Source organism: Streptomyces sp. NPDC004788, assembly GCF_053601115.1.
On record NZ_JBSGBF010000027.1, the window covers coordinates 25619 to 37518 of the forward strand.

The window sequence follows — 11900 nt, forward strand, 5'->3', positions numbered from 1 at the left end:
AGGGCTGATCGGGTGCTCGGCGCTCTGGAGCGCGGCTGAGGAAGGCGCGGGAAACACCACCGCCCGGCAGCCGTGACGGCTGCCGGGTTCGGGGTGCGTGCGCTGCGGGCCCGGGGACCCGGGTCAGGCGGCGTTCTTGATCGCGGAGATGTCGAAGTTCAGCTTGACCTTGTCGCTGACCATGACGCCGCCGGTCTCCAGGGCCGCGTTCCAGGTCAGGCCCCAGTCGGAGCGCAGGATCTCGGCCGAGCCCTCGAATCCGACGCGCTCGTTGCCGTAGACGTCGGTGGCGGTGCCGTTGAACTCCAGGTCGATGGCGAGCGGCTTGGTGACGTCCTTGATGGTCAGGTCGCCCTTGATGCGGTACTTGTCGCCGCCCAGGTGGGCCGCCTCGGTGGAGCGGAAGCTCATCAGCGGGAAGGCGTCGGCGTCGAAGAAGTCACCGCTGCGCAGGTGCCCGTCGCGGTCCGCGATGCCGGTGTCGATCGAGGCGATCTTCACGTCGATGGCGGCGCTGGAGGCGGCCGGCTCGGCGCCGTTCAGCTTCAGCGAGCCCTCGTGCTCGGCGAAGGTGCCGCGGACGTTGGTGACCATCGCGTGCCGGACGGTGAAGCCGATGCTGCTGTGGGCCGGGTCGATCGTGTAGTCGCCGGTCAGGGCGGCGAGGGCCGGGTCCACGGGGAGGGTGGCGACGGCGGCGGCGGACTCGGTGTTGTTCTTGCGGTTGAACAGACCCATGACGTGCTCCTTGGGGACGGTGCGCAGAGGGGGGAGTGCGCTTTGTTGAACCTTCAACGAGAACGACTGTAGACCTATTCCGTTCAACTTTCAACATCTAGCGAAGAGGTTCACCCGGACGGCCCCGACGCCCTCTGGCGGACGCGCGTAGAACTGCGGCACCATGCGCGAGCACCACCTGCACAGCCGTCCCCGACTGTCACGGTCATCCGCAGGAGGCACCCTTGAAGCTCCGCTCCGTCCTCACCGCCCTCGCCCTGGTCCTGGCCGCCCTCTTCGCCCCGGGCTTCGGCGTCCTGGCCGGCGCCACCGACGCCCAGGCCGCCGTCACCAAGATCAGTCACGCCACCGCCACCTCGATGTTCCGCGAGGTCGGCATCACCTGGTCCTCGTCCGGTAACTGTTCGGACCGCTACAACTCCACCTGTACGTCCTTCGAGCAGCTCAACCTCGCCACCGCCCAGGGCGCCCAGACCCTCAAGCGCGCCAGCGGCTGCGCGATCAACATCACCGGCGGCACCGAGACCGGCCACGCGAGCGGCACCTACTCGCACTGGAACGGCTACAAGCTCGACATGAGCAAGTACACGTGCCTCGGCGGCTACATCAAGAACACCTTCGGCTACATCGGCCTGCGCGGCGACGGCGCCCCGCAGTGGAAGTCCGCCTCCGGCAACGTCTACGCCGACGAGGGCAGCCACTGGGACGTGACCTACTACAACTGCGGCGGCTGCTGAGCCGCCCGGTCCGGGCTCGAGATCACCCCGGGTGGCGCGGGCGCCACACATGGCTGCAATCTGCTTATGCAGAAACCGCTTATGTAGAAACCCTACAATCACCTGGGGTGTCTGGCTGTTGACTCACGCTGGTGGGGCGAATGTTCTGTCAAGCCTCACCAGGATTCGACACGCGAGACTGTACGGAGTGGACGGCGGGGTTTTCTCGACCGACTTCGTAGGGTCGGTACATGACCGTTGTGGACCAGATCCCGAGCGAGCCCGCCGACGCCCGTGGCCGGGTGGCCGAGCTGCACGAGCTGCGTGAGCAGGCTCGGCGTGGCCCGAGTGACCGAGCGACCGAGGCCCAGCACGCCAAGGGCAAGCTGACCGCTCGCGAGCGCATCGAGCTGCTGCTCGACCCTGGTTCCTTCAACGAGGTCGAGCAGCTGCGCCGGCACCGCGCGCAGGGCTTCGGCCTGGAGGCCAAGAAGCCGTACACCGACGGTGTCATCACCGGCTGGGGCACGGTCGAGGGTCGTACCGTCTTCGTCTACGCGCACGACTTCCGGATCTTCGGCGGCGCCCTGGGCGAGGCCCACGCCACCAAGATCCACAAGATCATGGACATGGCCATCGCGGCCGGTGCGCCGCTGGTCTCGCTGAACGACGGCGCCGGCGCCCGCATCCAGGAGGGCGTCTCCGCCCTCGCCGGCTACGGCGGCATCTTCCAGCGCAACACCAAGGCGTCCGGCGTCATCCCGCAGATCAGCGTGATGCTCGGCCCGTGCGCCGGCGGCGCCGCCTACAGCCCCGCGCTGACCGACTTCGTCTTCATGGTCCGCGAGACCTCGCAGATGTTCATCACCGGCCCGGACGTCGTCAAGGCGGTCACCGGCGAGGAGATCACCCAGAACGGCCTCGGCGGCGCCGACGTGCACGCCGAGACCAGCGGCGTCGCGCACTTCGCGTACGACGACGAGGAGACCTGCATCGCCGAGGTGCGCTACCTCCTGTCGATGCTGCCGCAGAACAACCGCGAGAACCCGCCCGTCGTCGCCTCCGAGGACCCGGCCGACCGCCGCTCCGACGTGCTGCTCGACCTGGTGCCCGCCGACGGCAACCGCCCGTACGACATGCACAAGGTCATCGAGGAGCTCGTCGACGACGGCGACTACCTGGAGATCCACGAGCGCTGGGCCCGCAACATCATCTGCGCCCTGGCCCGGCTCGACGGCCAGGTCGTCGGCATCGTCGCCAACCAGCCGCAGACGCTGGCCGGCGTGCTCGACATCGAGGCGTCCGAGAAGGCCGCCCGCTTCGTGCAGATGTGCGACGCCTTCAACATCCCGATCGTCACCCTTCTGGACGTACCCGGCTTCCTGCCCGGCGTCGACCAGGAGCACGGTGGAATCATCCGCCACGGCGCGAAGCTGCTGTACGCGTACTGCAACGCGACCGTGCCCCGGATCTCGCTGATCCTGCGCAAGGCGTACGGCGGCGCTTACATCGTCATGGACTCCCAGTCCATCGGCGCCGACCTGACGTACGCCTGGCCCACCAACGAAATCGCGGTGATGGGCGCCGAGGGCGCCGCCAACGTCATCTTCCGCAAGCAGATCGCGGAGGCCGAGGACCCCGAGGCGATGCGCGCGCGCATGGTCAAGGAGTACAAGGCCGAGCTCATGCACCCGTACTACGCCGCGGAGCGCGGCCTGGTCGACGACGTCATCGACCCCGCCGAGACCCGCGAGGTGCTCGTCCGGTCCCTCGCCATGCTCCGCACCAAGCACGCCGACCTGCCGTCCCGCAAGCACGGCAACCCGCCTCAGTAAGAGGAGCCCACCGAAGTGACCACGCCTGCCACAGCCAACCTGCTCCGCGTCGAGAAGGGCCACGCCGACCCCGAGGAGCTCGCCGCCATCACCGCGGTCCTCCTCGCCCGCGCCGCCGCCCAGCCCGCCGAGCCCGCCCACCCCCGCCGCACGACGGCCGGCTGGCGCCGTCTGGAGCGCGAGAACGGCTTCCGCGCCCCGCACAGCTGGCGCTGACACGCGAACGAGGCCCCCGGCTCATTTCGAGCCGGGGGCCTCGGCGTTCCCGGCGGCCCTACCCGGGGGATTCGGCGGATTCGGGCGCGGTACGGGCTCCGGGCCGCGCCCTCGTCAGGAGCGGGGTCAGCAGCACCGCCGTCAGGGTGCCCGCGACCACCCCGCTGCCCAGCACCGTACGGGCCATGGCCGGGAAGCCGTCGTACAGGCCCGGGACGAGCAGCGGCAGCAGGCCGGCCGCGAGCGCGAGGGCCGCCGCCGTCGCACCGCCGCCGGTGCCGGAGAGGTCGGCCCGCCGCAGCATCTCCACGCCCATCACGGCGATCACCGCGTACACGACGAGCGAGGAGCCGCCGACCACGGCCGCCGGCAGGCCGGCCACCGCCCGGGAGACCGGGGTGGCCAGGCCGAGCGCCACGAGGAGCACCCCCGCGCCCGCGGTGACGAACCGGCTGCGGACGCCGGTGAGCCGGACGATGCCGATGTTCTCCGCGCTGGTCACCATCAGCGACGTACCGAACAGGCCGCCGACCAGCGAGACCAGGGCATCGGCGCGGGCGACCCGGGGCACGTCCCGGCCGGGGTCGGGGGTGCGGCCGACGGTCTCGCTGTTCAGCACGGTCTGTCCGGTGATCTCGGCCAGCGTGGTGAGGGCGAAGACGAGCAGCGGGAGCGCGGCGACGAGGTCGAAGCGGGGTGCGCCGTACGGGAGCAGGGCGGGCAGCGAGAAGCCGCTGCCCGCGGCGGGCGTGAACGCGCCGAGGCCGGTGACGACGGCGAGCAGCGTGCCCGCCGCCATGCCGATGAGGACCGCCGTCTGCCGCCACACCCCGCGCAGCAGCAGCGCGGCGGCGACCGTCGCGGCGACCGTGAGGCCGGCGAGCAGCACGGCGCGCGGTTCCCCGCTGCCGTCGGGGCCGGTGACGAGCCGGGCGGCGACCCGGATCATGGCGACGCCGATGAGCAGCACGGTGACGCCCATGACCAGCGGCGGGAAGAGCCGGACGATCCGCGCGTACAGCGGCAGCACGGCGATGAGCAGCGCCGCCGCGAGCAGCACGGAGCCGGTGGCGGTCGGCGCGCCGTACTCCTGGGCGATCTGGAGGAACAGCGCCGTCGCCGCTCCGCCGGGGAGCATCACGAAGGGCAGCCGGGCACCGATCCGCCACCTGCCGAGCGACTGCAGCAGTGCGCCGGCCCCGCACAGCACGAGCACGGCGCTGAGCAGGGACGCGGTGGCTCCGGGCGACAGGTGCAGGGTGCCCGCGGTGAGGAAGACGGTGGAGACCGGGGCGGCGATCAGCGCGAGGACGTGCTGGGCGGCCAGCGGGACGAGGCGGCGCACCGGTACGGGTGCGGAGGACGGGTCGGAGGCGACCGGCGCGTCGGAGGAGATGGGCGCGTCGGAGGCGGAGGCGGAGGCGGAGGACGGGGCGACGGCGGTCGGGGTCACGAGCCGGCTCCCAGCCACGGGAGGTCGGACGCCTGGTAACGGTAGGCGCGGAAGACGGCGTTGGGCTCGGCGGGGAACAGGCCGCGCACCTCCTTCTCGCGGTACGGGGCGAAGTGCGGGACGACGTACTCCCAGCAGAGGTAGCCGTCCCGGGTCACCTCGAAGAGCCGTCCGGAGGGGGAGTCGGTGACCAGGGTGTTGCCGTTCGGCAGGCGCTGCGCGGAGCCCATGAACGGCGCGAAGAAGAACTCGCGGGCCGGGTCGTGGTACTCCCACACCACCTTGCCGCTGCCCCGGTCGATCTCGATCACCCGGGAGTAGGGGACGTCGCTGTGCGGCCGGAAGACGCCGTTGTCGAAGACGAGCAGCCGGCCGTCGGCGAGTTCGGTCGGCGCGTGCTGCTGGGAGACGGTGCCGGGCTCGGTCCGCCAGAGGATCTCGCCGGTGGACCGGCTGATCACGACGACCGCGGACACGCTGCGCAGGCTCGCCAGGATGTTCCCGTCGGCGAGCGGGGTCACGCTGTTGATCAGCGGCCAGTGCTCCCGGGCGTACGCGGGGTGCAGCGGGTAGTCGGCGCGGTCGAGGTGGTCGGCGGCGCGCCAGGACCACAACAGGGTGCCGTCCGGGGCGACTTCGCGGATGGTGTCGGCCCATACGGTGCCGTCCTGCGCCTCGGAGCCGGGCACCCCGCCGCGCACGGAGGCGGCCTCGGCGCCGCGCAGGGGTTCGAGCGCGGTGTAGAGGATCCGTCCGTCGTCGAGGTGGTGGGCGTCGTGGTGCTGGAACGGGTCCCGGTGCTCGGCGAGCACCGTGCCGTCGGGTGCGGCCCGCAGCATCACGCCGCCGCGGTACTTGTGCCACATCGGGAACAGCGCCGGCTCGCCGGGCAGCACGCCGTTGTAGGCGAGCGTCCCGTCGGCGAGCAGCCGGGCGTGCCGGCCCGGCCGGTAGGGGAGCGTCCACTGGTGGACGGGCCGGCCGTGCAGGTCGACGAGGTAGACCTCGCCGGAGCCGGTCAGCGGGGCGAAGAGCGTGTAGCCCGGGGAGGCGGCCTCCTCGTCGAGGGCGATGAGGCCGGTGGGGCGCCGGCGGCGCGAGTTCTGGTCGACGACGGACATGGCGGGACTCCTCGGCTGTCAAAGTTTCTTTGATGAGAGCAACTGACTTTGACCGTAGAGACCTTGTGTGACGGGCGTGTGTCAGGAGTACGAAACCGTGCCCGGGGCCGCCGCCCGGGTCGCGTAGGGTTCGGGAACAGGGCAAAGGGAGGGGACAGGTGGAGGCGACGGACACGCCACGCGTGGGGGCCGCCGTGCGCCGCCGGCGCCGGGCCCTGGAACTCACCCTGGCCGACGTGGCCGCCCGCAGCGGCCTGTCCTCGCCCTTCCTGAGCCAGATCGAGAACGACCGGGCCCGGCCCAGCATGCGCTCGCTGCAGCGGATCGCGGACGCCCTCGACACCACCGCCGTGCAGCTGCTCGCCGCCTCGGACGAGACGCGCACGGTCGACGTCGTCCGCGCCGACGCCGACAGCGGCCTGCACCCGGACGCCCGGGTGCGGCCCGTGGTGCGCGGCCGGCACCAGCTGCACGCCCTGGAGTTCACCGGCGCGCAGGAGGCCGACCGCGAGTTCCGGCACCGCAACGACGAGCTGCTCTACGTCGCGGAGGGCGCCGTGGAGGTCGAGGCCGAGGGCCGGGTGCACCGGCTCGGACGCGGCGACACCATCCTGCTCTCCGGCGGGGTGCGGCACCGCTGGCGCACCACCGGTCCCGGCGCGCGGGTCCTGGTCGTGGCGGTGGGCGACCACGTCGAGGTCCTCGGCTCCTGACCGGCCCCCACCGCCGGCCGGCACGCACGCGAAGGCCCCGTACACCGGATCGGTGTACGGGGCCTTCGCGCAACTGTCCTCGGTCCGCCGGGACTTACCGCAGGCGCGCCATGAGCGCGTGCTCCACCAGGGTGATGAGCGCGCTCTTGGCGTCCGCGCGGTGGCGGGCGTCGGTCGTGATGATCGGGGTGTCGGGGCCGATCTGCAGGGCTTCGCGGACCTCGTCGGGGGTGTACGGCTGGTGGCCGTCGAAGCCGTTCAGCGCGATGACGAACGGCAGACCCGAGTTCTCGAAGTAGTCGACCGCCGGGAAGCAGTCGGCGAGCCGCCGGGTGTCGACCAGGACGACGGCGCCGATGGCGCCCCGCACCAGGTCGTCCCACATGAACCAGAAGCGGTCCTGACCGGGCGTACCGAACAGGTACAGGATCAGGTCCTGGTCCAGGGTGATGCGGCCGAAGTCCATGGCGACAGTCGTCGTCGTCTTGTCGCCGGTGTGGGTGAGGTCGTCGATGCCCGCCGAGGCGGAGGTCATCACGGCCTCGGTTCGCAGCGGGTTGATCTCGGAGACGGCGCCGACGAATGTGGTCTTGCCCACGCCGAAGCCGCCCGCCACCACGATCTTCGCGCTGGTGGTAGAACGAGCCGCACCGCCGTTAGAGCTTGCGAAGTCCACTGAGCACCCTTTCGAGCAGTGTCACGTCTGGCTGACCGCCGGCGGCCTCGTCGCCGCCGGGCTGGTGGATGGCGACAAGTCCGGCCTCCGCCAGGTCGGCGACGAGAATCCGGGCGACGCCGAGGGGGATGGAGAGAAGTGCCGAGATCTCGGCGACCGACTTGATCTCGAAGCACAGTCGGCAGATCCGCTGGTGCTCGGGCAACTGCCCCTGCAGCCGGGCCGGATCGGCCGTCGTACTGACCAGCGCCTCGATGGCGAGCTGGTACCGGGGCCGGGTACGGCCACCGGTCATCGCGTACGGGCGGACGAGCGGGTTGTGCCCGCCCGAACCGCCCTGGGAGCCGGCCCGGCGGCCGGGCGCGGCGGGCGCGCTCGGTGAGCCGGCGGCGGTGTGCTGGACGTGCTGCGGGGCCTGGGGCTGCTGGTAGGGCTGCGACACGCCCTGTCTGCTCGGCGCGGAAGGGAAGTTGTAGCGGTTCTGCGCGGCGTCGCCGAGCGGCGCCTGATGCGCGTCATAACCGTTGTAAGGGCTCGCGCCCGGGGGTGTGCCCACGTCTCCTCCTCCGACTGCCTCGCGGTCCCATGTCCCGTGGAACCGCGCCACCGCACCCTACGGTGCGGTGACGAGAAACGCACTGTCTGTCTGTTAGTTGAGAAGACTTCCCTGAAGTTCCGCCCGCAGGTCAGGCGTCAGCACGCTGCCCGCGCGGTCGACCAGCAGCGCCATCTCGTAACCCACGAGACCGATGTCGGACTCGGGGTGGGAGAGCACCGCCAGCGAGGAGCCGTCGGAGATGGACATGATGAAGAGGAAGCCGCGCTCCATCTCCACCACGGTCTGGTTGACCGCGCCGCCCTCGAAGATCCGGGACGCGCCCGCGGTCAGCGACGTCAGACCCGACGCGACCGCCGCAAGCTGGTCGGCGCGGTCCCGGGGGAACCCGTCGGACATCGCCAGCAGGAGGCCGTCGGCGGAGACCACCACCGTGTGGGACACCCCGGGGGTGTTGTCCACGAAGTTGGTGATCAACCAGTTCAGATTCTGCGCCGCCTGGCTCATCGCGCTCACACTAACGCTCCTGGTTGTAGGTGTTGCCCGGGCCGAGGCCCGATCCGTTCGTGTCCGTACCCGCACTGCGCCCCTGCTGGATGCCGCGGCGCAGGTTGCTCAACCTGCCCCGGACGTCCTCCGGTGCGCGGGAGACCTGGGGGCCGCCCTGCGGGGTGTGCTCCGCCGCGCCCTCGACCAGATTGGCCTTGGGGACCCGTCGCGGAAGGCCGGAGGAGGTGACCCCGCCCGCCTTCGGGTCGCGGAGCTTCTCGGCCCGCTTCCAGCGCTCGTCGTTGGCCGAGCGCCAGTCGTCGGAACCGTCGGCCGCGGTGCCGTTGCCGGCCTCGCCGCCGTGGCCGCCATTGCTGACGGCGCTGCCGTTGCCGGCGTTGCCGCCGTGGTGGACGTCGCCGGCCGGCCGAGCGGACCGGTCCGGCGGCGCGGGCTGCGCCGCCTGCGGGGCCGACGACGCCTGGGGGGCGACGCCGCCGCGGCGCGGCAGTCCGGCGTCGGTCAGTGCGTGGCCGGCGTCCGGGACGGGGTTCGGCGTGGCACCCGGACGGTCGAAGCCTACGCGGTCACGGTCCTGTTCGGGAGCGACCCGGAGAGATTCCGATTCCGACCCGAACTGCTGCGCGTAGCCGTCGGCGTAGCCGGTCTGCTGCGGCCAGTCGTCCTGCTGGGCCTGGGGTTCGAAGCCGTTGACGTAGCCCTGCGGGCCACCGGCCGGGGCCTCGTACGCGGCTTCCGCATACGCCTGCTCCGAGTAGCCGTCGACCTGCTGCTCGTACCCCTCGTAGCCCTGCTGCGCCGGGTAGCCCTGCGCGGCGTCGTAGCCCTGCTGCGGGAAGCCGTAGGCGTCCTGCGGCTGGGCGTAGGCGTCCTGCGGCTGGGCGTAGGCGTCCTGTCCCTGAGCGTAGTCGCCGGGGTACTCCGCGGCGTACTCCTGCTCGTGCTCCTGCGGTACGTAACCCTGCTGCGCGGCGCCGAGGTCGGCCCCGTCCCGGAACAGCGCGGCGTCGCCGCCGGGCTGGGCCTGGGCCTCCAGGGCCGCGCGGCGCTCCTCGCGCATCAGCGAGCGGTTGACCGGGTCGAGCTGGCGCTCGTCGGCCGGCTCCTCGTAGCGCGAGTCGTCGAAGCCGAGCTCGGCCGCGGTGCGCATCGGCTGCGCCTGCGGGTCGAAGGAGGGCTGCTCCTGCTGCGGCATCATCTGCGAGACGGTGAAGCCGTCCTGCAGCGGCTGCTCGCCACCGCCACCGTGCGTGATCGCGTCCGGCAGCATGACGAGGGAGGTGGTGCCGGCCTGCTCGCCCGAGGGGCGCAGCTGGACCCGGACACCGTGCCGGTCGGCGAGCCGGCCGACCACGAACAGGCCCATGCGCTGCGAGATCGCGGCGTCCACGGTCGGCGGGTTGGCCAGCTTGTGGTTGATGTCCGCGAAGTCCTCGGCGGTGAGGCCGATGCCCTTGTCGTGGATCTCGACCATGACGCGGCCGTCGGGCAGCCGGGTCGCGGTGACCCGGACCTTGGTCTGCGGGGAGGAGAACGTGGTGGCGTTCTCCAGGAGCTCGGCGAGCAGGTGCACGAGGTCGGTCACGGCCTGGCCGTGGATGTCGGCCTCCGGCACGCCCTCGATGTCGATGCGCTCGTACTGCTCCACCTCGGAGGCGGCGGCGCGCATGACGTCGACCAGCGGGACCGGCTGGTCCCAGCGGCGGCCCGGCTCCTGGCCGGCGAGGACCAGGAGGTTCTCGCCGTTGCGGCGCATACGGGTGGCCAGGTGGTCCAGGCGGAAGAGGTTCTCCAGCTGGTCCGGGTCGGCCTCGTTGTTCTCCAGGTCGGTGATGAGGGTCAGCTGGCCCTCGATCAGCGACTGGTTGCGCTGCGAGAGGTTGGTGAAGATCGCGTTGATGTTGCCGCGGAGCAGGGCCTGCTCGGCGGCGAGCCGGACGGCCTCGCGGTGCACCTGGTCGAAGGCCCGGGCGACCTCGCCGATCTCGTCGGTGGTGTCGATCGGGATGGGCTGGACGCGGGTGTCGACCCGGCCCGGCTCGGTACGGGACAGCTGGTCGACGAGCATCGGCAGGCGCTGCTCGGCGATGCCGAAGGCGGCGGAGCGCAGTTCGCGCATCGAGCGGCCCATCTGGCGGGCCATGAGACCGGCGATGACGAACGCGGCGAGCAGCGCGACCACGACGACGCCACCGTTGACCCAGGCGTCGGTCTGGGCGCTGTCGGAGATGTCGGCGGCCTCGGTCACGGCCTTGTCGACGAGTTCCTTCTCGACCTCGGTGTAGCCGTCGAACTTGGCGGTGGAGACGGCCATCCAGGTGTCGGCGGTGATGCCTTCCTGCTTCAGCGAGTCGATGGCGTCGGCGTCCTTGGACCGGCCGATCGCCTGCGCCACGCCGGCGTAGACGGACGGGTCCTGGCCGCCGCCCTTGGGCAGCTCGATGCCGAGCGCGGCCATCTTCTTGGAGCCCTCGGCGGCCTTGCCCGCCATGACCTCCTTGAGCCGGTCCACGTCCTCCTGGGTACCGCCCGAGTTGTACTCGCCGAGGGCGATCTGCTCCAGGTAGTTGTACGAGTTGAACGCAACCGTCTGCTGCGCGAACACGTCCTCCTTCTTGGAAGGACGGACGAGCAGCTGGGTGCCGATCGAGCGCTGGAGGGACTCGGCGGCCTTGGCGAGCTGGATGGCGTAGACCGTACGGCCGTAGCTGGTGATGTTCCCGGTGCCCAGACCGAGCTCGTTGGAGAACTCCATCAGGTAGTGCTGGACCTCGGTGTAACCGAGCTGGGTGTTCACCGGGTCCATGGCGCGGGTGTAGGCGACCTTGCGCAGCTGCTGCAGCTTGGGCTCGGTCTTGCGGAACAGCCCGAGGCGGCGCTCCAGGCCCTGTCCGCCCGGCATGTTCTGCACGGCCTGGTCGAACTTGGCCTTGGCCTCGTCGGTGGCGGCGTACGCCTGGGCGATCTCGTCGCTCTGGCGGTCCTCGGCGCTCTTGGCCTTGAGCAGCGGAGCGGCGGTCAGGTCGCGCTCGTTGAGCAGTGCCTGGCCGTAGTCCGAGGCGGCGCGCACGATGAGCGCCGTCTTCTCGGCGTCCTGCGCCTCCTGCCAGGTGTCGATGGACGTCTTCACCTGGAAGCCGCCCATGACCAGGCCCACGAGCGCGGGTATGAGGAGGATCGCGTTCAGACGCGTGGGCACGCGCCAGTTGCGCGGCGCCAGCTTGCTGGAGCTGCCCTTGCGGCCGGCGGCCGGGGGTGGAAGCTCTTCCGCGGGCTGCGGCACCGCGTGGGACGGCGGCGTGAAGTTGCCCCGCGCCTGCGGTTCCGCGGAGCTTTCCTTGCTTCGCCTCACTCGACCAACAACCT

Annotated in this window: 11 protein-coding genes; 4 read left to right on the plus strand and 7 right to left on the minus strand. The window is 71.4% G+C overall.

Features of this window, described 5'->3' with window-relative positions; translation table 11 throughout:
• Positions 1-123: 123 nt before the first annotated feature.
• Positions 124-738, minus strand: a complete 615-nt coding sequence (locus ACWEJX_RS14750; protein ID WP_451607832.1) for a YceI family protein — start codon at positions 736-738, stop codon at positions 124-126.
• A gap of 224 nt (positions 739-962) precedes the next feature.
• Between ACWEJX_RS14750 and ACWEJX_RS14755 the strand changes: the two genes are divergently transcribed.
• The 3 genes from ACWEJX_RS14755 (at position 963) to ACWEJX_RS14765 (ending at position 3505) form a co-directional block, all read left to right on the plus strand.
• Entirely contained in the window at positions 963-1475 is a 513-nt protein-coding gene (locus ACWEJX_RS14755) for a hypothetical protein (RefSeq protein ID WP_451607833.1), read from the plus strand.
• A 230-nt stretch (positions 1476-1705) separates the two neighbouring features.
• Positions 1706-3289 carry an acyl-CoA carboxylase subunit beta gene (locus ACWEJX_RS14760; RefSeq protein WP_451607834.1) on the plus strand — a complete coding sequence of 528 codons (1584 nt, stop codon included), beginning with the start codon at positions 1706-1708 and terminating at the stop codon, positions 3287-3289.
• A 15-nt stretch (positions 3290-3304) separates the two neighbouring features.
• Complete coding sequence (locus tag ACWEJX_RS14765) at positions 3305-3505, plus strand: acyl-CoA carboxylase subunit epsilon (RefSeq protein ID WP_451607835.1); 201 nt, start codon at positions 3305-3307, stop codon at positions 3503-3505.
• Between the two features lie 58 nt (positions 3506-3563).
• On the opposite strand, the gene ACWEJX_RS14770 is transcribed toward ACWEJX_RS14765, so the two are convergent.
• On the minus strand, positions 3564-4958 hold the full coding sequence (locus ACWEJX_RS14770) for a uracil-xanthine permease family protein (RefSeq protein WP_451607836.1): 1395 nt from the start codon (positions 4956-4958) through the stop codon (positions 3564-3566).
• Complete coding sequence (locus tag ACWEJX_RS14775) at positions 4955-6079, minus strand: aryl-sulfate sulfotransferase (protein ID WP_451607837.1); 1125 nt, start codon at positions 6077-6079, stop codon at positions 4955-4957. The genes ACWEJX_RS14770 and ACWEJX_RS14775 overlap by 4 nt, the downstream gene beginning before the upstream one ends.
• Before the next feature lie 158 nt (positions 6080-6237).
• Here ACWEJX_RS14775 and ACWEJX_RS14780 point away from each other — a divergent pair, with 158 nt between their 5' ends.
• Entirely contained in the window at positions 6238-6792 is a 555-nt protein-coding gene (locus tag ACWEJX_RS14780) for a helix-turn-helix domain-containing protein (protein ID WP_403791757.1), read from the plus strand.
• A gap of 94 nt (positions 6793-6886) precedes the next feature.
• Here ACWEJX_RS14780 and ACWEJX_RS14785 read toward each other — a convergent pair whose 3' ends face one another.
• The 4 genes from ACWEJX_RS14785 to ACWEJX_RS14800 all read right to left on the minus strand — a co-directional run bounded on the left by ACWEJX_RS14785 (position 6887) and on the right by ACWEJX_RS14800 (position 11886).
• Positions 6887-7468 (minus strand): GTP-binding protein, encoded by a 582-nt coding sequence (locus ACWEJX_RS14785; protein ID WP_399749970.1) that lies wholly within the window; start codon positions 7466-7468, stop codon positions 6887-6889.
• Positions 7449-8024 (minus strand): DUF742 domain-containing protein, encoded by a 576-nt coding sequence (locus ACWEJX_RS14790; protein ID WP_451607838.1) that lies wholly within the window; start codon positions 8022-8024, stop codon positions 7449-7451. The genes ACWEJX_RS14785 and ACWEJX_RS14790 overlap by 20 nt, the downstream gene beginning before the upstream one ends.
• Positions 8025-8117: 93 nt before the next feature.
• Complete coding sequence (locus ACWEJX_RS14795; RefSeq protein WP_362534025.1) at positions 8118-8531, minus strand: roadblock/LC7 domain-containing protein; 414 nt, start codon at positions 8529-8531, stop codon at positions 8118-8120.
• A gap of 10 nt (positions 8532-8541) precedes the next feature.
• Entirely contained in the window at positions 8542-11886 is a 3345-nt protein-coding gene (locus tag ACWEJX_RS14800; protein WP_451607839.1) for a nitrate- and nitrite sensing domain-containing protein, read from the minus strand.
• Positions 11887-11900: the final 14 nt, after the last annotated feature.

Excerpts from the sequence above, each read along its gene's own strand:
- ACWEJX_RS14775 (WP_451607837.1), bottom strand. The coding sequence starts at position 6,079 with ATGTCCGTCGTCGACCAGAACTCGCGCCGCCGGCGCCCCACCGGCCTC.
- ACWEJX_RS14760 (WP_451607834.1), top strand. The coding sequence starts at position 1,706 with ATGACCGTTGTGGACCAGATCCCGAGCGAGCCCGCCGACGCCCGTGGC.
- ACWEJX_RS14750 (WP_451607832.1), bottom strand. The coding sequence starts at position 738 with ATGGGTCTGTTCAACCGCAAGAACAACACCGAGTCCGCCGCCGCCGTC.
- ACWEJX_RS14795 (WP_362534025.1), bottom strand. The coding sequence starts at position 8,531 with ATGAGCCAGGCGGCGCAGAATCTGAACTGGTTGATCACCAACTTCGTG.